The sequence below is a fragment of the Piscinibacter lacus genome (assembly GCF_016735685.1).
Lineage (GTDB): Bacteria > Pseudomonadota > Gammaproteobacteria > Burkholderiales > Burkholderiaceae_C > Aquariibacter > Aquariibacter lacus.
Genome location: NZ_JAERRA010000001.1, coordinates 1,049,592 through 1,069,322 on the forward strand (window position 1 = coordinate 1,049,592; position 19,731 = coordinate 1,069,322).

The following is a 19,731-nucleotide window of genomic DNA, read 5'->3' on the forward strand; positions in this document are numbered from 1 at the left end:
CTGTTCCGAAAGCCCCCCGCATGAAGCTGTCCGTCGCCTGCCATCCCCGCCTGCGCCTTCTGGCTGCCGGCCTGCTGATCGCGCTGGGCGCCAGCCTGGCGGGCTGCGACGATGCGGGCGGCCCGGGCTCGGCGGCGCCCCAGGCCGGCTCGTCGAGCTTCAAGGCAGTCGACATCACCGGGCTGGACTACGGCAAGTCGCTCAAGCTCAGCGATCCGGAGGGCCAGCTCCGCAGCCTGGCCGACTACGCCGGCAAGCTGGTCGTCGTCTTCTTCGGCTACACCCAGTGCCCCGACGTCTGCCCCACGACCATGGCCGAGCTGGCGCAGGTCAAGAAGCAGCTCGGTGCCGAGGGCGACAAGCTGCAAGCCATCTTCGTCACCGTCGACCCGGAGCGGGACAGCGCCGAATTGCTCAAGGCCTACATGGCCTCCTTCGACCCGGCCTTCGTCGCGCTGCGCGGCACGCTGGACGAGACCAAGGCCGTGGCCCAGGGCTTCAAGGTTTTCTACCAGAAGGTGCCGAACAAGGACGGCAACGAGGGCTACACCCTGGACCACACCGCCGGCGCCTATGTGTTCGACATGCAGGGCCGCACGCGGCTCTTCGTGCGCTACGGCACGCCGATCGAAGCCTGGCTGGCCGATCTGCGCATCCTGCTGGCAGGCGGCTGAGCGGCGCGGCCGTCGCGCCGCGCCCGTCCCGGGGCGGCGGCGGACGCTGAAGGTTCAGACCCCGGCCAGGGCCTTGCGCATCTTCTTCAGCGCAGCCACCTCGATCTGGCGGATGCGCTCGGCGCTGACGCCGTACTCGGCCGCAAGCTCGTGCAGCGTGGCGCCGCCCGAGCCATCGTCGGCCACGTGCAGCCAGCGCGATTCGACGATGCGGCGGCTGCGCGCATCCAGGCCCGACAGGGCTTCGCGCAGGCCGTCGCTCGCCAAGTGGTCGCGATGCGCCAGCTCCAGCATGCGGCTGGGCTCGCTGTGCTCGTCGGCCAGCCAGGCAATCGGCGCGGCGGGGCCGTCCTCGTCGCCTTCCGACGGCTCCAGCGCGACCTCGCCGCCGGCCATGCGGGTTTCCATCTCGATCACGTCCTCGCGCTTGACTTGCAGCGTCTCGGCGACCTGATCGATCTCGGCCTCGCTCAGGCCCTGGCGGTGGCTGTCCCCCAGCTCGGCCCGGGCCCGCAGGCCCTGCTTGATCGAGCGCAGGTTGAAGAAGAGCTTGCGCTGCGCCTTGGTCGTGGCCACCTTGACCAGGCGCCAGTTGCGCAGGATGTAATCGTGGATCTCGGCCTTGATCCAGTGCAGCGCGTAGCTGACCAGGCGCACGCCCTGCTCGGGGTCGTAGCGCTTGACGGCCTTCATCAGGCCGACATTGCCTTCCTGGATCAGATCGCCCTGCGGCAGGCCGTAGCCCAGGTACTGGCGCGAGACGGAGACGACCAGCCGCAGGTGCGAAAGCACGAGCCGGCCGGCCGCAGCGAGGTCGCCGTGGTCGCGCAGGCGGCGGCCGCAGTCCTGCTCTTCCTCGGCACTGAGCATCGGAAGCTGGTTCACCGCGCGGATGTAGGCCTCGAGGTTGCCCAGCGAGGGCACCATGGCCCAGGGGTCGCGCAGGCTCAGCGCGGCGGCGCTGGCAGATGTCGGAATCGGCGTCAGGGGGTTCATCGGCAGTCTCCTCGCCAAGATGTTAGCACTCGGACTTTTTGAGTGCTAAGGCGCGGCAAGCGTTCCGCTGTGCCTGCCCTGGAGAGGTCAATCCAGGCCGGCGGCCCGGGGGACAAGTACTTGGCGCGCGCATCCCGGCTCCGCCCACAGACTTGTCCACAGTTTCCGGGGACAAGTTCCCGGCCCGCGCTGCCGCTTCAGGCGATGCCCTTGGCCCGGTGGATTTCCTCGATGGCCCGCCGCTTGCCGACCAGCAGCGCGCGCATCTGGTAGGCGCGCAGGAAGCGGCGGAACTCAGGGTCCTCGTAGCGCGGCTTGCCGGCAAGCGCGCTGCGCAGCCAGCCCCAGATCACGGCCAGGCTGCCCAGCAGGAAGGGCTTCTCACCGATCCGGCTCAGCGCGCTGGCGCTGAGGTAGAGCAGGCCGGTGCCCATGAAGTACTGGCCGAAGCCGTGGCGCATGCGGCCGGTGTAGATGCTCTGCTGGCTGGACCCCATCGGCCGCAGGTGGATGAAGCGAAGCTCCGGTTCATTCCAACTGCAGGCGATCCAGCCCTTCATCCGGCAACGGTGGCAGTCGATGCCGTCCCACATCACCTCGCGCACGAAGCCGCCGATGTCCTTGAAAGCGCTGACGCGGTAGAACTTGGTCATGCCCAGCGAGGTCTCGTCGCCGTGGTTCTCGTCGCGCAGCGTGCCGTGTTCCTCGACATAGGCCTTGCCGCTGCAGGTGGCGATGCGCGGATTCGCCTCCATGCGCTCGACCAGGATCTCGAAGTAGCGCAGCGGCAGGCGCAGGTCCAGGTCGAGCTTGCAGACGTAATCGAAGTCCTCCGGCACGATGGTTTCGTAGCCGGCGTAGAAAGCCTCGATCACCCCGGGGCCGACGGCGCGACGGCCTCGGTCCTGGCGGGTGACGATGCGGATCCAGGGATGGCGCGCGGCGTACTCGGCCAGGATCTGTGGCGTCTCGTCACTTGAACCGTCGTCGACGATCACCCAGAGCGCCGGCGTGAGCGACTGCCCGACCACGGTGTCCAGGGTCTGCCGCATGTACTTGGATTCATTGCGGCAGGGCGAAATCAGGGCATAGCGGCGGCTCATGGGGGGGCGTCCTGTGGATCAAGGTTCAGCCGTGCCGGGGCAGCGCGAAGGCGGCCAGCAGGCGGTCGATGTTTTGGGCCATGCCGAACTCGGCCATCACATGCTGGCAGCCGTCCCGGCCCAACTGCGCACGCAGTGCGTCGGAATCGATCAGGCGCGCGATCTGCCGCGCCAGGTCGGCCGCGTCGGCCGGTTCGGCCAGCAGGCCGCTTTGCTCGTGCATGACCAGCTCGGGAATGCCCGAAAGCCGGGTCGAAACCACCGGCAACGACTGCGACATGGCCTCCATCAGCACGACGGGGATGCCGTCCATGTCGCCGTTGCGGTCTTCCTTGCAGGCCAGCACGAAGCTGTCGAGCGCGTTCATCCAGTCGGCCACCTGCTCGTGCGAGAGGCTGCCGTCGAAGCGCACGGCCTCGCCCAGGCCGAGGGCAGCCGCCTGGGCCTCCAGCGCCGGCCGCAGCGGGCCGTCGCCGGCCAGGCGCAGGACGACGGCTCGACCCTCGGCGCGCAGCCGCGCAAGCGTCTCGATCAGCACGTCGAAGCCCTTCTTCTCGACCATGCGTCCCAGCGAGCCCAGCACGAAGGGCTGGCCGGCGGCACCTGCCGGCCGCGACCGCGGGCTGAAACTCACGCCGCAGCGCACCAGGCTCAGTTGTGCCGGGGGAATGCCGAGCGCGCGCAAATACTTCAGGTTGTGCTCGGAAATCGTCAGGAAGCGCTTGGCGCGCGCTGCCTTGCGCTGCAGCAGCAAGCCCCGCTCGAAGATGTCGTTGGCATGCGCTGTCACCGTGAAGGGAAGCCCGGACAGCGCCGCGGCATACATCGCAATCTGCGCCGGGACATGCGCGAAGTGCACGTGGAGGTGGTGACAGCCCTCGTCTTGCATCAGCCGAGCCAGACGGGCACCGGCCAGGAACTGGTAGGCCAGCTTCCAACTGGCCGGCTTGAGCAGGCCGCAGGCCACGAGATCGCCCGCCAGTTGCCCGAGCGCGCCGAACAGGCCTGGGCCAAAGCGCGGCAGGCTCAGCAAAGCGCCCAGGGCGAACCGGGCGGGGTGGGTGTCGTACAGAACACGGACCCGCTCGCTCAGGCGGGCCTGGTCGGCAGCCGGGCGCGCCGGCCGGTGCACGGAAATGGGCACAACGCGCAGGCCGCGCCGCTCCACCGCGTGAAGTTCCTCGTAAACAAAGGTGGCGGAGAGCGAGGGAATCTCGGGCGCGAGATAAGCGACGACCTGCTTCAATTCGGTAGCGACAGGGCAGGAGGGGGAGGACACCATGGTGACTCGGTCTGTTTCTGCCTGACACGCATGTGCTGGACACGGGGCATGGCCGGACCCGGAAGCGGCTTGCAGGCCCACGCCCGCTTGGCATGTCATTCGTCGGTCCGTGCAAACCCTCGGGCGATGGTAGCTTGACCGCATTCGGCGTTCGGTGGGATCCGCAGGCGGGTCGACCTGCGACCCGCACAAGCGTGCCGGATGCAGCACATCACATGCCACCACGGGGCCCACGCCGCTTCGGCAGCCCTTGGGCCCATGCGACCCGGCCCTGGCCACCCAGCCAGGTCGCAGGCTTGCAAGCGGTTGACGCCCCGGTCCCGGGCCGCCGCAAGGCCGGCTTGGGACCGGGAGGGCGCTGCTAGAGTGCCGGCTCCCTCACGCGCCCGAATGGGCGCCCGAGACGGCCCGTCCCCAACCCAGCCTGCCGTGACCTCTACGCCCCCCTCGTCTGCTGGCGCCCTGCACATCCTGCTTGCGGAGGACGATCCGGCCGTGGCCGACACCACCTCCCGCGCGCTGCGCTCCCAGGGCTGGTCGGTGGACACCACCGCGCGCGGCGAGCCAGTGCCGGCCTCGCTCAAGTCCGACCCCTACGACCTGCTGATCCTCGACATCGGCCTGGCCGGCATCGACGGTTTCGAGACCCTGCGCCGGGTGCGCGAGGCCGGCATCGAGACCCCGGTGCTGGTGCTGACCGCCCGCGATGCCATCGAGGACCGCGTGCACGGCCTGGAGACCGGCGCCGACGACTACATGGTCAAGCCCTTCTCGCTGGCCGAGCTGGTGGCGCGCGTGCGTGTGCTGACCCGCCGCCACCGCAGCCGCCGCGACAGCGAGCTGACCATGGGCTCGCTGCGCATGGACCTGGTCGCCCAGCGCGCCTGGATCGGCAGCCAGCCGGTCGAGCTGTCGGTGCGCGAATGGGCGGTGCTCGAGTACCTGCTCGGCCGCGTCGGCCACGTGGTCGCGAAGGAGCAGATCCTTCAGTCGATCAGCGGCTGGGGCGAGCAGCTCTCCGAGAACGCCGTCGAGGTCTATGTCTCGCGCCTGCGGCCGAAGATCGAGCCGGCCGGCCTGCGCATCCGCGCCGTGCGCGGCTTCGGCTACCTCGTCGAGGAACAGCCCGAGCTGTTGCCGCCGCTGACCTGATCGCGCCTGCGGGCCGCCGGGCATCCCGCGCGACCCCGCCCGCCTGCCATGTCGCTCAGCCTGCGCGCCCGATTGCTGCTTGGCACCCTGACCCTCACGGCCATGGTGGTGCCGCTGCGGGTGATCATCGACCTGCGCGCCGGCACCCATGCCAGCGAAAGCGCGGCGGATGCCGCCCTGGTCGATCTCGGCCGGGCCCTGGCCGCCATCGTGCCGATGGCGGATGCGCCGCCCCCTGCCAGCGAACCGGGCAGCAGCCAGGCCTTCGAGCGCCTGCTGCGCTCGCACAGCCCCGAGCGCATCTGGTGGGCCTTGAGCGACGCGCAGTCGCGCTGGATGCAGGGCGATGTCGCCATCCGCAGCCTGCGCCTGCCGGGGCCCTGGCCGCCCGAGGCGCCGCGCTGGGGCGATGCCATGCTGGATGGCCAGACCCTGCGCCTGGCCGAGCTGCCGGTCGACTGCATGCAGGCCCAGCCCTGCGTCCTGCGTCTGGCGCAGACCACCCAGCGCCGCCATGCCGCCCGGCGCGAGGCCCTGCACGTCGCGCTCATCCAGGGCCTGGCCACGGCCGTGCTGCTGGGGGGCGGCCTGATCGCCGTCATCGCCTGGACGCTGCGGCCCCTGCGCCGCCTGCGCGCCGACCTGGCGCTGCGCCCCCTGCATGCGCCCCAGCCGGTCGACCGCGAAGGCCTGCCCGACGAGCTCAACCCCCTGCTCGACGGGGTCGACCAGCTCATGCAGCGCGCCGCCGCCGAGCATGAGCGCCAGCGCCACTTCATCGCCGACGCCGCCCACCAGCTTCGCACCCCGCTGACCGCCCTGCGCACCGAGGCCGAGCTGGCCCTGCTCGCCGCTCCCCGGGACCAGGAGGCCGGCGGCGGCCTGGTGCGCCTGCACCGCTCCGCCCTGCGTGCCGCGCGCCTGGCCGACCAGCTCCTGCTGCTGGCCCGCACCGAGGCCAGCCAGGGCGAGCCCGGCGGCGACGAACGCTTCGACCTTCGCGCCGTCGTCCACGATGCCGCGCGCGACTGGGTGCCGCGCGCCCTCGAACGCCATGCCGACCTCGGCTTCCACCTGGAGGAGGCGCAGGTGCTGGGCCGGGCCTACCAGGTGCGCGAGCTGCTCGCCAACCTCATCCACAACGCGCTGGAATACGCCCAGCCCGCCGACGGCTCGCCGCTGCGCATCACCGTGCGCTGCATGGCCCTGGCCGCGCTCGGGGAGCCCGCGCGCGAGGCCCTTCTGGAGGTCGAGGACAACGGCCCCGGCATCCCGCCGGAGCAGCGCGAACAGGTGCTCGAACGCTTCTTCCGCGCACCGGGCGCGCCGGGCTCGGGCAGCGGCCTGGGCCTGGCCATCGTGCGCGACATCGCCCAGGCCCACCATGCCCGCCTCATCCTCAAGGACGGCGAGGGCGGCCGGGGCCTGTGCGTGCGCCTGATCTTCCCGCTGGCCCGGCCCGAGTGAGGGCGTGAGGGCCGCCGCCGGGCCGCCGCGGCGCCCGGCCCGCGGGTTCAGACGTTGAACAGGAAGTTCATCACATCGCCATCCTTGACGATGTAGTCCTTGCCTTCGGCGCGCATCTTGCCGGCGTCCTTCGCGCCCTGCTCGCCCTGGAAGGCGAGGTAGTCGTCAAAGGCAATGGTCTGGGCACGGATGAAGCCGCGCTCGAAGTCGGTGTGGATCACGCCGGCCGCTTGCGGCGCGGTCGCGCCGATGGCCACCGTCCAGGCCCGCACTTCCTTCACCCCGGCGGTGAAGTAGGTCTGCAAGCCCAGCAGCTTGAAGGCGGCGCGGATCAGGCGGTTCAGGCCCGGCTCGTCCTGGCCCATCTCGGCCAGGAAGATGGCGCGGTCCTCGTCTTCCATGCCGGCCAGCTCGGCTTCGGTCTTGGCGCAGATCGCCACCACCGGCGCGTTCTGCTTCTCGGCATAGGCCTTGAGGCGGTCGAGGAAGGGGTTGTTCTCGAAGCCGGTCTCGCTGACGTTGCCGACGAACATCGCCGGCTTGGCCGTGATCAGGCACAGCGGCTTGAGGATGACGCGCTCTTCCTTGCTGAAGTCGATCGAGCGCACCGGCTGTGCCTCGTTCAGCGCGGCCTGGCATTTCTCCAGCACCTTCACCAGGGCGGCGGCTTCCTTGTCGTTGCCGCTGCGGGCGGCCTTCACATAGCGGTGCAGGCTCTTCTCGACCGTGCCGAGGTCGGCCAGGCACAGCTCGGTCTGGATCACCTCGATGTCGGCGATCGGGTCGACCTTGCCGGCCACGTGGATGACGTTGTCGTCCTCGAAGCAACGCACCACGTTCACGATCGCATCGGTCTCGCGGATGTGGCTGAGGAACTGGTTGCCCAGGCCCTCGCCCTGGCTGGCCCCGGCGACCAGGCCGGCGATGTCGACGAACTCGACGATGGCCGGGACGATCCGCTCGGGCTTGACGATGCCGGCCAACGCTTGCAGGCGCGGGTCGGGCAGCTCGACCACGCCGACATTGGGCTCGATGGTGCAGAAGGGGTAGTTTTCGGCCGCGATGCCCGCCTGGGTCAGGGCGTTGAAGAGGGTGGACTTGCCGACGTTGGGCAGTCCCACGATGCCGCACTGGAGGCTCATGGCCGTGTACCTGTCACAGGTGAATGCAAAACATTGATTTTAGGGACCGGCCCGGCACAGGCCGGTGCTAGCCTGTGCCGCGTGTCGGCAGGCCGGGCTGCCCGACGCTGGACAGTGCCCGGACGGAGGATGTGCGGCCGTGGATGCAGTCGCCCAGCAAGCCCTGATCACGGGCACGGCCCCGGCGGGCCTGAACCGGCTGCTGCCGGCGCTGCAGGCCATGCCAGATCTGCTGCCGCCGCTGCTGGTCTTCCTGCTCATCGCGCTGCTGCTGGACCTGCACCGCCGGCTGCGGCAGGACCCCTCCCTGCGCCGCTGGCCCTGGGGCCTGGGCGTGGTGCTGGCCGTGGTGCCGGGCGTGCTGGCGCTCAGCCGGCCGGCGGCGGCCTGGGACGAGGCCCTGCTGCTGGGTGCGCTCAGCGCGGCCCTGCTGGTCGCGCTGTGGCTGGGCAGCACGGTGGCCGACCTGCGCCAGACCCGCGCCCGCCTGCGCCAGGCCAATGCCGAGCTGGAGGCGCGTGTCCGCGAACGCACCCGCGCGCTGGAAACCGCCCGCGACCTGGCCGAGGCCGCCTCCAGCGCCAAGAGCCGCTTCCTCGCCACGATGACGCATGAGCTGCGCACGCCGCTGAATGCCGTGCTCGGCGCGACCGAGCTGCTGGCCGAGCGGCCGCAGCTTCACGGCACCGACCGGCGCCTGCTGGAATCGGCCCACGACAGCGGCCGCCACTTGCTGGCCATGATCGAGAACGTGCTCGATCTCTCCCGCATCGAGGCCGGCCAGATGCCGGTCGTCCCCGCGCCTTTCTCGCTGGCCGAATGCGTGCACGGCGCGCTGGAGGCCGTGCGCCTGGCCGCCGAGCGCAAGGGCCTGCTGCTGGAGCTTCAGGGCGGCGGCAGCCTGACGGACTGGCGCCTGGGCGACGCCCTGTTGATCAAGCGCGTGCTGATCAACCTGCTGGGCAATGCGGTGAAGTTCACCGCCCGCGGCAGCGTCATCCTCAGCCTGGCCGAGGATGCGCCCGGCAGCCTGCGCATCGAGGTGCGCGATACCGGCATCGGCATCCCGGCTGCCGCCCTGCAGCGCATCTTCGAACCCTTCCGCCAGGCCGACGACACCACCACCCGGCGCCACGGCGGCTCGGGCCTGGGCCTGGCCATCACCCGCGAGCTGCTGACCGCCCTGGGCGGCAGCATCGAGCTCGACAGCGTCGAGGGCCTGGGCACCACCATGACCGTGCGTCTGCCCCTGCCCGCCTGCGAGGACGTGCGGCCCAGCGAGCTGGCCGCCTGGCGCGACCGCCTGGCCGAGCTGCGCCCGCCGGAGCCGGCCGACACGCTGCCGCCCGAGCTGCTCGACACCGCCCTGGCCGGCCGCGAGCCGGCCAGCCTCCCGCCCGAGCCACCGCGGCCGCCGCGGCCCGAGTTGCGCCCGCTCGCAGCCGCTGACCCGCAGCCGGCGCCGGCGCTCGAATCTGCCGCGGGGCCGGCCGCCACGGCCGATGCCCTTGCAGCGCCCACGCCGGGCGCGGCCCCGGCCTCGCCCGCCACCGAGGCCCTCACCCCACCGGCCGCGGCCTGGGCGCGCCGCCTGCTCGTCGTCGAGGACGACATGGTCAACCAGCTCATCGCCACCCAGATGCTGGCCGCCGACGGCTGGCAGGTCGACATTGCCGAGCACGGCGGCGAAGCCCTGGCCCGCCTGCGCGAACGGCCCTATGCCCTGGTGCTGATGGACTGGCAAATGCCAGTGATGGACGGGCTGGAAGCCACCCGGCGCCTGCGCGCGGGGGAATCCGGCATCGCGGTGGCCGCGCTGCCGGTGATCGGCGTGACCGCCAATGCCCATGCCGATGACCGCCAGGCCTGCCTGGCCGCCGGCATGAACGAGGTCGTCACCAAGCCACTGAGCCTGCCGGTGCTGCGCGCCGTCGTGCGGCAGTGGGCGCAGGTGCCGGCGTCGGCCTGAGCAGCCGCAAGCGGCCGGCCCGCCGGCTTCAGCGGCCGAGCAGGCCCTTCAGCGCATCCTTGACCTTGTCCTTGGGCTGGGCCGGCGGGGCCGAGGCGCCGTCGGCCGGCGCCGCCGCGCCCTTGCCGCCGAGCAGGCGGTCGACCAGGGCCGCACCGCCGCCCGAGGCACCGGCCGCGCCCAGGGCCTGGCGCTTGAGCAGCTCCTTGCCGACCTCGGACCAGCGGATGCGCCAGCTCACCGCGCTGAAGGGGCCTTCGAGCTTGACCGGCACGGTCAGGCCCTTGAGCGCGGCCATCTCCGGCCCGTCCTGGCCCTGCGGCGTGCCCGTCACCGTGGCCCGCGCCACGTAATCGACCCGGCTTGCGCCGAGGTCGACCAGGCCTTCGCCGCTCAATCGCAGGAAGGGGCTCTTGGCGCTGAGGTCCTTGCTGCGGGCCACGCCCTCGCGGATGTCGAAGCTCAGGCTGACCTCGGAGAAATCGGTCTTCTCGCTGGCCTGGCTGGCCTGCTTGGCATCGCCGCCGGCGATCGCGCCGCGCCAGTCGCGCAAGGTCTTGGCCAGGTTGATGCCGCGCACGGCGCCATCGCGCATCTGCAGGGCCAGCGTGCCGCCCAGGGCCTGCTTCAGCGCGCCGACGGTCGGGCCGCGGCTGGCCAGCCGGGTGCTGAGCTTGCCGCGGCCTTCGAGTTTGTCGAAGCCGGCCAGCGCGCCCAGCATCGCGTTCAGGTCGACCTCGTTGGCATCCAGCCCCAGGGCCAGGGCGCCGCTGCCGGCATCGGCCTGGGCCGTGGCCTGGAAGCGACCGCCCCAGGCGCGGCCGTCGAGCTGGCTCAGGTCGAGCTTGCCGTCCTTCAGGCGGGCGGCCACCTCGGCTTGTTCGATGCGGTGCGGCGGCAGGATCAGGGTGCCGGCGCGCAGCTTCAGCGTCGCGTCCACCGCCTTCAGTGGCGAGAGATCGACTTTCTGCGCATCGGCCGCGGCGGTGCCCTCGGCGCTGGCCGGGGCCGGGGCCGAGGCCGCCGCCGTAGGAGCCGGCGGCAGGAAGCTGCTGAGGTCGAGCGTGCCGAAGCTGGCCTGCACGCCCAGGCGCGGCACGCCGCTGCCCAGCACGGCCTCCAACGTGGTGTCGAAGGCCTGGCCGTTCAGCGTGCCCTTGAGCTGGGCCTCAGCCTGCTGCCGGGCCGGCGCGCCGGCCGGCTGTTGCAGGCTCAGGCGGCCCTGGGCCAGCAGGGCCAGGGGCGGCAGGGCCGGGTCCTTCAAATCCAGTTGCAGCTTCAGCGGCGCCAGGTTCAGGGCCAGCGGCTGCGGCGCCAGGCTCAGGTCGGCCTCCAGTTGTGCGGCGATCTGGCGGCTGCCTTCGCTGCCGCTGAGCGCCAGCTTGAGGCCGGGCACGACGATCTTCTCGAAACGCCCGCTCGGTGCCTGCGAGCTGAGCTGCATTTGCAATTCGCGCGAGCCGCCCGCCACCGGCCCGGCCAGCCGCGCGCTGCCGCTGAGCGGGCTGCCCGACAGGCCCTGGCCTTCGACCGACAGCGCCGGCCAGTCGAGCTGGGCGACCAGTTGCTGCGCCGCCTCGGCCGGGCCGAGGGCGGCCTTCAGCTCCAGCGCCAGCCGGGCCAGCTCGATGCGCTGGCTGGCCGGCTTGAAGCCCAGGCGCTCGACGGCCAGGCGCAGGGTCTCGATCTTGGCGCCGGCCGGGCGGGCGGCCAGTTGCAGTTGCAGGCCGCGGGCCTCCAGGGCCTGCTGGGCGCCGTCCCAGTCGAGCGCACCGGCCAGTTGGGCGTCGATGGCCTGCACGCCCAGGGCGCTGCCCTTCAGGCCGAGCTTCATGCCTTCGATGGCCAGGCTGGGCGGCTGGTCGGCCGGCAGGCGGAAGGTCAGCGTGCCGTCCAGGCTCAGCGCGGCATCGACCGGCGGCTCGGCCAGCTTGGCTTGCAGGCGCAGTTCGATGGGCGTGGCCTCGCCCTCGGCCAGGCGGCCGCTGCGCAGGCGTTCGATCTGCACCTGGCCGTCCAGCTTGGCCGGCACGTCCTGCACGGTCAGGCGCAGGTCGTCGAAGGCCAGGCCGTCGACCGAGAAGGCCAGGGGCTTGCCGGGGGCGGCCGGGTCCTCAGCGGCGGCGGCGTCCTGCCGGCTCAGAGCGATCAGGTCGTCGATGTTGCGGCGGCCCTGGGCGTCGCGGCGTAGGGTCATCTGCACGCCGCGGGCGCTGACGGCCTCCACCTCCAGCCGCTGCGCGCTCAGCAGCGGCAGCACGCGCACGGCCAGCCGGGCTTCGTCGACGCGCAGGAATTCGTCGGGCTTGCCGGCCTCGCTCAGGTGCAGGCCCTGCAAGGTGACGGCGACCTTGGGCCACAGGGCCAGGCCGACCGGGCCGTCGAGCTTGAGCGTGCGCTCGGTGCGCTCGGCCACTTGCGCTTCCAGCAGCTTGCGGATGTCGTCGCCGTCGAAGCGGGCCACGAGCACGCCGGCGGCCAGCACCAGCAGGGCGAGCAGGGCGGCAAGGGCGATCAGCAGGCGCTGGATCCAGGTCGGCATGGTGGGGTGCAGCTTGCGGGGCAGGGGGAAGAGGGCCGCTTCATGGTAGCGCCGCAGGGGCAGGCCGGGTCTTCCTAGAATGTCCCGGATGAAGCCCCTCAGCGCCCCGGAACCGGCCGTGTGCATCCAGGGCCGCGGCGCGGTCGGCATGGCCCTGGCCCTGGCCCTGGCCCGGCAGGGCCTGGCGGTGGCCTGGGCCGCCGGCCCGGCGCGGCCGGCCAGCACCCGGCCCGATCCGCGCACCTATGCGCTCAATGCCGCCTCGCGCCGCCTGCTGCAGGCCCTGCGGGTGTGGGATGCCCTGGCCGAGCAGCCCGGCGCCATCACCCCGGTGCGCGAGATGGCGGTGCAGGGCGACCGCGGCGGCCAGCTCGCCTTCAGCGCCTGGCAGCAGCGGCTGGAGGCCCTGGCCTGGATCGTCGATGCCGCTGCGCTCGACCGTGCCCTGGCCACCGCGCTGCGCTACGCCCCGCATGTGCAGGCTGTCGAGCATGCCTGTGCCGCGCCGCTGCAGGCCTTGTGCGAAGGCCGCGACGGCGAGACCGCCGCCCGCTGGGGCGCGCGCTTCCAGCGCAGCGACTACGGTCAGGCTGCGCTTGCCACCCGCTTGCAGGCCGACCGCCCGCACCGCGGCCGGGCCTGGCAGGCCCTGGCCTCGCCCGAGGTGTTGGCCCTGCTGCCCTTCGATGGCGCCGCCGGCCCGGCGGCGGCCGGCTACGGCCTGGTCTGGTCGCTGCCGCAGGCCCGGGCCGAGGCCTTGCGGGAGGCGCCGGCCGAGGCGCTGGAAGCCGAGCTTCAGGCCGCCACCGGCGGCGTGGCCGGCACCCTGCGCCTGGCCGACCCCGACCCGGCCGCCCGCGCCTGCTGGCCGTTGCGCCTGGTGCGGGCCGAGCGCTGGCACGGCCCGGTGCCCGAGGCTGCGCTGCATCCGGCCGGCCCGCGCGCCCCGGGCGTCGATCCGGCCTCCTGGCTGCTGCTGGGCGATGCCGCGCATGTCGTGCATCCCCTGGCCGGCCAGGGCCTGAACCTGGGCCTGGCCGATGTCGCCGCCCTGGCGGCCGTGCTCGGCGAAGCCCGCGTCCGCGAGGCCTGGCGCGCGCCCAACGATCCGCGCCTGCTCGATCGCTATGCCCGCCGCCGCGCCGGCCCCACCGCGGCCATGGCCCAGGCCACCGATGGGCTGTGGCAGCTTTTCGCGCCCGCGCAGCCGCTGCTCGCCGGCTTGCGCAACCTCGGCCTGGGTCTGGTCGACCACCTGCCGCCGGCCAAGCGCTGGCTTGCCGCCCAGGCCCTGGGCGGCTGAACTTTGCGAGGCCGGGCCGGGTCTGCCCGGCGCGTCCTGCAGCGCCTTCCCCCTCCTTCTTTTCGATCGGATCGTCCGCCATGCCCGCTTTGCCGCCCTTCCTGATGCGCCGCCCCCTCGCGGCGGCCCTGCTCGCGGCCGCGGGCCTGCTGGCGGCTGCCAGCCTGATGCCCCCGCCGGCCCACGCCCAGGCCCAGGCGGCCGCGGCGGTCGACCCCGAAGTCGACAAGCGCATCCGCAAGGTGCTGGCCGAGCGCCTGCCCAACCTGCCGCGCATCGACGAGATCCGTGCCACGCCCATCGCCGGCCTCTATGAGCTGCGCATCGGCAGCGACCTGGTCTACGGTGATGCCAGCGGCCAGTACCTGGTGCAGGGCCAGATCATCGAGACGGCCAACCGCCGCAACCTGACCGAGGAGCGCATCAACAAGCTCACGGCGATCGATTTCGCCAGCCTGCCGCTGAAGGACGCAATCGTCTGGAAGACCGGCACCGGCAAGCGCCGCATCGCCGTCTTCAGCGACCCGAACTGCGGCTACTGCAAGCGTTTCGAGGCCGAGCTGAGCAAGGCCAAGGACCTGACTGTCTACACCTTCCTGATGCCCATCCTCAGCGAGGACTCGGCCGCCAAGTCCAAGGCCATCTGGTGCGCCAAGGACAGCACTGCAAGCTGGCGCGGCTGGATGCTCGACGGCATGAACCCGGCCAAGGCCGCGGCCGACTGCGCGAACCCCATCGAGCGCAACCTCGAACTGGGCCGCAAGCTCAAGGTCAACGGCACGCCGGCCATCGTCTTCGAGGACGGCAGCCGGGTGCCGGGCATGGTGCCCGCGGCCGAGCTGGAGCGTCGCCTGGCCGAAGTCGCCAAGGGCGGCTGAGCCCCGGGCCGGGCGGCCCGGCCGCCAAGCCCCGGCGCGGGCAGGGCGGCCGGGGCCTGCCTAGACTGCGGCGCGATGAGCATCGCCCCCGCGTCCCCCGACGGCCCCGAAGCCGCATCCGAAGCCTGGGCCCCCGGCCCGGCCGACCTCACCACCCTGCGGGTCGCCGGCATCCCTGCCGCGCTGCACCGCTTCCCGCCCAGCGCCCAAGCCGCCTGGGCCCGGCTGGCCGAGCTGAAGCCCGCCAGCTATGCGCGCAGCCGCAATGCGCTGGACGGCGCGGTCTCCGGCCTCTCGCCCTATTTCGCCCACGGCCTGATCGAGCCGGGCGCCGCCCTGGCCGCCCTGGCCGCACGCCACCGCATCGGCTACGAGGACAAGCTGGTCTTCGAATTCGGCTGGCGCGCCTTCTTCCACCATGTGCGGGCGCGGCGCCGCGACGCCATCCTCGACACCCTGCGGCCCGAGGGCCTGCCCGCCGGCCCGGCCGCCTACCGCGCCCGCCTGCCCGACGATGTGCTGGAAGCGCGCAGCGGCGTGCCGGCGATCGACCAGGCGGTGCGCGTGCTCTATGCCAGCGGCTACCTGCACAACCATGCCCGCATGTGGCTGGCCAGCTACCTGGTGCACCTGCGCAAGGTCGATTGGCGGGTCGCCGCCGACTGGCTCTACGGCCACCTGCTCGACGGCGACCTGGCCTGCAACCACCTGAGCTGGCAGTGGGTGGCGGGCAGCTTCTCGTCCAAGCCCTACCTCTTCAATGCCGACAATGTGGCGCGCTATGCGCCGGTCGCGGCCTCGCGCACCTGGCGCTCGGCCGGCACGCTGATCGACCGCAGCTACGAGGCGCTGGAGCAGCTCGCCCGCCAGGGCCGCGCCAGCGGGCCCGAGCCCGGCGCGCATCCGGCGGTCGAGCCGCCCGGGCTCTGGGCCGAGCCGCCCGCTGAAGCCCTGGCCGGCCTGCCCCGGCTCGACGACCCGGCCGAACTCGGCGCGGCGACGGCCGCGCTGGACCTGGTCCACCCCTGGGCCCTGGGCGAGCCGCCGGCCGGCGCCCGCCCGCAGCGCCTGGGCCTGGTGCATCTGCCCGCGCATGCGGCCCGGCCCTGGTCGGCGCGGCGCTGGGCCTGGGTGCTGGCGCGCATGGCGGCGGTCTGCGACCGGGTCTGGATCGACGATGCCGCGCCCCTGCTGCAAAGCCTGCGCGCCCAGGGCCGGCCGCTGCGCGCCGCGCCGGCCCCCGAGTCAGGCTACGCCAGGCTGCTGGCCGGCCTGGCGGCCCCGCCGGCGCCGCCGCCGCTGTTCGCCGACCCGGCCGGCTCCTGCACCTCCTTCAGCCGCTGGTATGCGCAGAGCCAGGCCCTGGCCCCGCATCTGGAGGATCGGCTGCGGCCCTGGGCCGCAGCGGGGGCCGCCGGCTTGGGCACACTGTCGCTGTTTCCGGGCTGAGGCCCGGTTCTTCCCGCCTGCTGCCGCCCACCCGCCACCATGTCCGCGCCTTCCTCCGCCCCCGACGCTGCCGGCCCCGTGCCCCTGCTGGCCACCCGCCTGGGCCTGGCCGGCCTGCTGCCCTTCGTGCTGGGGGCCGCGCTGGTCTGGATCGTCAACGAGGAGGCCCATCCCTATGTGGTCGATGCCCTGGCCGGCTATGCCGCGCTGATCGCCAGCTTCCTTGGCGGCCTGCACTGGGGCCTGGCCATGCGCCTGCCCGAAGGGCCGCTGCGCGTGGCCCGGCTGCGCTGGGCGGTGTTGCCTTCCCTGATCGCCTGGATCGGGCTGACCATGCCGGCCTATGCCGGCCTGGTGGTGCTGGGCGGGCTGCTGATCGCCTGCTACCTGGTGGACCGCCGCAGCTACCCCGCCCTGGGCCTGGCGCCCTGGCTGACGCTGCGCTTCCGGCTCAGCACCGTGGCCGCCCTGAGCTGCTTCCTGGCCGCGGCCGGCAGTTGAGCTTCTTTTCCTTGCCGGGGCGCCCGCCGCGCCCGCGACGATGATCCGCTACCGCATCGAGCTGCCCCAGCCCGCCAGCCACCAGTTCCACATCACGCTCACTGTGCCGCAGCCGGCGGAGGCTCAGGTGCTGAGCCTGCCGGTCTGGATCCCCGGCAGCTACCTGGTGCGCGAGTTCGCCCGCCACCTGCACAGCCTGCAGGCCGAACAGGGCGGCCAGCCCTGCGAGATCGTCTGGCGCGACAAGGCGAGCTGGACGGTGCACTGCCGCGGCCGCGGCGCCCTGACCCTGCGCTACCAGGCCCATGCCCTGGACCCCTCGGTGCGCGCGGCCTGGCTCGACGCGCAGCGCGGCTTCTTCAATGCCAGCAGCCTCTGCCTGCGCGTGCACGGCCGCGAGGCCGAGGCCCAGGCCCTGCAGCTCGGCCCGCTGCCGCGCGGCTGGCAGGTCGCCACCGCCATGCGCCCGGCCGCCGGCCAGGGCGAGTCGCCGCGCCGCTTCGAGGCGGCCGACTACGACGAGCTGCTCGACCATCCCTTCGAGCTCGGCCCCTTCTGGTCGGGCGGCTTCCGCGCCCAGGGCGTGCCGCACCGCTTCGTCGTCAGCGGTGCGCCGCCGGGCTTCGACGGCGAACGCCTGCTGGCCATGACGCAGCAGATCTGCGAGGCGCAGATCGCCTTCTGGCATGCCGAGACCGATGCCCGCGGCCGCCGCCGCGTGAAGAAGCCGCCCTTCGAGCACTACGTGTTCATGCTGCACGCCAGCGACGAGGGCTACGGCGGCCTGGAGCACCGCGCCAGCACGGCCCTGGCCTGCGGCCGGCGCGACCTGCCGCGCCGCGCCCTGGTCGATGTGGAGGGCGCCCCCGGCGCCGGGGGCCCCAGCGAGGGCCTGACCCAGCTCCTCGGCCTGATCAGCCACGAGTACTTCCACACCTGGAACGTCAAGCGCCTCAAGCCCGCGCCCTATGTGGCCTACGACTACGCGCGCGAGCAGCCGACCGAGCTGCTGTGGTTCTTCGAGGGCTTCACCAGCTACTACGACGACCTCTTCCTGGTGCGCGCCGGCCTGATCGACGAGGCCAGCTACGTCAAGGGCCTGGCCCGCACGATCAACCAGGTGCTGGCCACCCCGGGCCGGCAGATCAGCAGCGTCGCCCAGGCCAGCCTGGATGCCTGGATCAAGTACTACCGGCCCGACGAGAACACCGTCAACGCGACGGTCAGCTACTACACCAAGGGCGCGCTCGTGGCCCTGGCCCTGGACCTGACGCTGCGCCGCGAAGGCCGCGGCACGCTCGACACCCTGATGCGCCGTCTGTGGATCGCCACCGGCTGCGGTACGGCCGACTCGACCCGCGAAGGCGCGCTCGACGAAGCCCTGCTGCGCCGCGAGCTGGCGGCCGTGGCCGGCCGCTCGATGGATGCCGAGCTGGACGCCTGGGTCCACGGCCGCGGCGAGCTGCCGCTGCCGAGCCTGCTGGGCAGCGTCGGCCTGGGCTGGTCCGAGGACGCGCCGACCCCGGCCCAGCGCCTGGGTGCGCGGCTCAGCGAGTCGGGCGGCCAGCTCAAACTGGCCAGCGTCTTGCGCGGCGGCGCCGCCGCGGCGGCTGGTCTGGCGCCGGGCGACGAGTTGCTCGCCGTCGACGGCTGGCGCCTGGGCAAGGCCGAGGACCTGGCCCTCTACGGCGCCTTCCACGGCCCGCGCCGCCTGCTGGCCGCCCGCGACCGTCGTCTGCTGGAGCTGCAGCTCGATGCCAGCGGCCCGGTGCAGTCCAGCGTCAAGCTCAGCCCGCGCAGCGACGCGCCCGAAGCCGCCCGCGCCCGCCGCGAGGCCTGGCTGGGCCGCGACGGCGGCCGGTGAGCCCGCGCCCGCGCCGCCGCGGCCTGCTGCTCCTGGCCGCCTGCGTGCTGCTGGTCCACGGGCTCTTGCTCGACGGCCTGGCCATGCTGCTGCCGGCCGGTGCAGCGGCCCCGCTGGCGCGGATGGAAGCCGACTTCATCACCGCCCTGCGGCCTGCCGAGCCGGTGACGCCGCCGCAGGCCCCCGCGCCGCCCGCGCCGTCCCCGTCCCCGGCCCCTCCGCCGCCGCCCGAGCCGGCGGCCAGCCGCCCCCTGCCGCCCGAGCCGCCGGCCAGCGCGCCTGCCCCGCTGCCGGCCTTGGCGCTGGCCCCGGATCCCGAACCGGACCCGGACGACCTTGCGGACCCGGCGCCCGCCGAGGCCCTGGCCGCAGGCGCGGCCGCGCCACCGGCCCACGATCCGGCCGGCCCGCCCGAGCCGCTGGCCGAAGCCCACGTCTCCCCGGGAAGTGCGCCGCCCGGCGAGCCCGCCCCGCCCGCCTCGGCAGCAGTTGCCGGAGCCGCGGCAGCAGGCCGACCGACAGACCGCGCCCCGTCCGCGTCGGACCCGGCCGCGGCCGATGCCGGGCCGGCGCGCGTCCCCGCCCCGGCATCCGGCCCCGCGCAGGCCGGGCCGCTTGCGGTCGCCGCGGGCGAGGTCGAAGGCGAGCTGGTCGACGAGGAACTGCGCATCGACGGCTTCGCCTGGCCGGCCTCCACCGAGATCCGCTACCGCCTGAGCGGCGAGGTGCGCGGCGAGGTGCAGGGCAGCGCCGCCGTGCGCTGGCTGCGCGAGGGCCGGCGCTACCAGGTGCATCTGGACGTGATCGTGGGCCCCAGCTTCGCGCCCCTCTTGCAGCGCCGCACGACCAGCGCCGGCCGCATCACGGCCGCCGGCCTGGTGCCCGAGCAGTACGAGGAACGCAACCGCATCGCCTTCGCGCCCGAGCGCCGCGCGCGGCTGGACTTCGCCCCCGGCCGCGTCACCCTGCCCACCGGCCGGCAGGTCGAGGTGCCGGCCGATGTGCAGGACAGCGCCAGCCAGTTCATCCAGCTTGCGTGGCGCTTTGCCCGCCAGGCCCGGGCCCTGGCGCCGGGCGATGCCGTCGACCTGACCCTGGCCCTGCCGCGCCGGGTCGACGGCTGGACCTATGACGTGGTCGGCCTGGAGCCGGTCGATACGCCCGAAGGCCCGGTGCCCGCCTGGCACCTGCGGCCGCGCCGGGCCGGCGAGCCCAGCACCTATGCCATCGAGGCCTGGCTGGCGCCCTCGCTGCGCTGGATGCCGGTGCGCATGCGCGTCACCGACGGCCGCGGCAGCCGGCTGGAGCTGGAGCTGGAAAGCCTGCCGCGCCAGGCCCGGAGCCCCGCCCGCCCGGCGGCCAGCGCGCCGGCCCAGCCGCTACAGTGAAGGCTTCCGGCCCGCCCCGGG

General features: G+C 73.3%; 15 protein-coding genes. 10 read left to right on the top strand and 5 right to left on the bottom strand.

The window, feature by feature from the left end; translation table 11 throughout:
- The first annotated feature begins 20 nt into the window (after positions 1-20).
- Complete coding sequence (locus JI742_RS04830) at positions 21-674, top strand: SCO family protein (RefSeq protein ID WP_201824433.1); 654 nt, start codon at positions 21-23, stop codon at positions 672-674.
- Positions 675-728: 54 nt separating this feature from the next.
- Here JI742_RS04830 and rpoH read toward each other — a convergent pair whose 3' ends face one another.
- The 3 genes from rpoH to JI742_RS04845 all read right to left on the bottom strand — a co-directional run bounded on the left by rpoH (position 729) and on the right by JI742_RS04845 (position 4,136).
- Positions 729-1,670 carry an RNA polymerase sigma factor RpoH gene (rpoH, locus tag JI742_RS04835; protein WP_201824435.1) on the bottom strand — a complete coding sequence of 314 codons (942 nt, stop codon included), beginning with the start codon at positions 1,668-1,670 and terminating at the stop codon, positions 729-731.
- Positions 1,671-1,867: 197 nt separating this feature from the next.
- Positions 1,868-2,773: a glycosyltransferase family 2 protein gene (locus tag JI742_RS04840; protein WP_201824437.1), complete on the bottom strand. Its 906-nt coding sequence runs from the start codon at positions 2,771-2,773 to the stop codon at positions 1,868-1,870.
- A 25-nt stretch (positions 2,774-2,798) separates the two neighbouring features.
- Positions 2,799-4,136 carry a glycosyltransferase gene (locus JI742_RS04845; protein ID WP_201824439.1) on the bottom strand — a complete coding sequence of 446 codons (1,338 nt, stop codon included), beginning with the start codon at positions 4,134-4,136 and terminating at the stop codon, positions 2,799-2,801.
- Positions 4,137-4,484: 348 nt separating this feature from the next.
- On the opposite strand from JI742_RS04845, the gene JI742_RS04850 reads away from it, so the two are divergent.
- Both JI742_RS04850 and JI742_RS04855 read left to right on the top strand, forming a co-directional pair.
- Complete coding sequence (locus JI742_RS04850; protein ID WP_350309627.1) at positions 4,485-5,207, top strand: response regulator; 723 nt, start codon at positions 4,485-4,487, stop codon at positions 5,205-5,207.
- A 48-nt stretch (positions 5,208-5,255) separates the two neighbouring features.
- The gene (locus tag JI742_RS04855; protein ID WP_201824441.1) at positions 5,256-6,674 is read left to right on the top strand and encodes a sensor histidine kinase; all 1,419 of its coding nucleotides are present in this window, start codon (positions 5,256-5,258) and stop codon (positions 6,672-6,674) included.
- 47 nt (positions 6,675-6,721) lie between these two features.
- Here the strand turns inward: JI742_RS04855 and ychF are convergent, their stop codons facing one another.
- Complete coding sequence (gene ychF / locus JI742_RS04860; protein WP_201824444.1) at positions 6,722-7,816, bottom strand: redox-regulated ATPase YchF; 1,095 nt, start codon at positions 7,814-7,816, stop codon at positions 6,722-6,724.
- A 139-nt stretch (positions 7,817-7,955) separates the two neighbouring features.
- Between ychF and JI742_RS04865 the strand changes: the two genes are divergently transcribed.
- The gene (locus tag JI742_RS04865) at positions 7,956-9,785 is read left to right on the top strand and encodes an ATP-binding protein (RefSeq protein WP_201824446.1); all 1,830 of its coding nucleotides are present in this window, start codon (positions 7,956-7,958) and stop codon (positions 9,783-9,785) included.
- Between the two features lie 28 nt (positions 9,786-9,813).
- Here the strand turns inward: JI742_RS04865 and JI742_RS04870 are convergent, their stop codons facing one another.
- Positions 9,814-12,327 (bottom strand): AsmA family protein, encoded by a 2,514-nt coding sequence (locus tag JI742_RS04870; protein ID WP_201824448.1) that lies wholly within the window; start codon positions 12,325-12,327, stop codon positions 9,814-9,816.
- Positions 12,328-12,415: 88 nt separating this feature from the next.
- Here JI742_RS04870 and JI742_RS04875 point away from each other — a divergent pair, with 88 nt between their 5' ends.
- The 6 genes from JI742_RS04875 (at position 12,416) to JI742_RS04900 (ending at position 19,710) form a co-directional block, all read left to right on the top strand.
- A complete protein-coding gene (locus JI742_RS04875; RefSeq protein ID WP_201824450.1) occupies positions 12,416-13,630 on the top strand; it encodes an FAD-dependent monooxygenase in 1,215 nt (404 codons plus the stop codon).
- Between the two features lie 104 nt (positions 13,631-13,734).
- Positions 13,735-14,508 carry a DsbC family protein gene (locus JI742_RS04880; RefSeq protein ID WP_201826374.1) on the top strand — a complete coding sequence of 258 codons (774 nt, stop codon included), beginning with the start codon at positions 13,735-13,737 and terminating at the stop codon, positions 14,506-14,508.
- 75 nt (positions 14,509-14,583) lie between these two features.
- Positions 14,584-15,957 carry an FAD-binding domain-containing protein gene (locus JI742_RS04885; protein ID WP_201824452.1) on the top strand — a complete coding sequence of 458 codons (1,374 nt, stop codon included), beginning with the start codon at positions 14,584-14,586 and terminating at the stop codon, positions 15,955-15,957.
- Positions 15,958-15,996: 39 nt separating this feature from the next.
- Complete coding sequence (locus JI742_RS04890; protein WP_182660327.1) at positions 15,997-16,458, top strand: DUF3429 domain-containing protein; 462 nt, start codon at positions 15,997-15,999, stop codon at positions 16,456-16,458.
- A gap of 40 nt (positions 16,459-16,498) precedes the next feature.
- Positions 16,499-18,322, top strand: coding sequence for a M61 family metallopeptidase (locus JI742_RS04895; protein ID WP_201824454.1), 1,824 nt, complete (start codon positions 16,499-16,501; stop codon positions 18,320-18,322).
- A complete protein-coding gene (locus JI742_RS04900) occupies positions 18,319-19,710 on the top strand; it encodes a DUF3108 domain-containing protein (protein ID WP_201824456.1) in 1,392 nt (463 codons plus the stop codon). The genes JI742_RS04895 and JI742_RS04900 overlap by 4 nt, the downstream gene beginning before the upstream one ends.
- Positions 19,711-19,731: the final 21 nt, after the last annotated feature.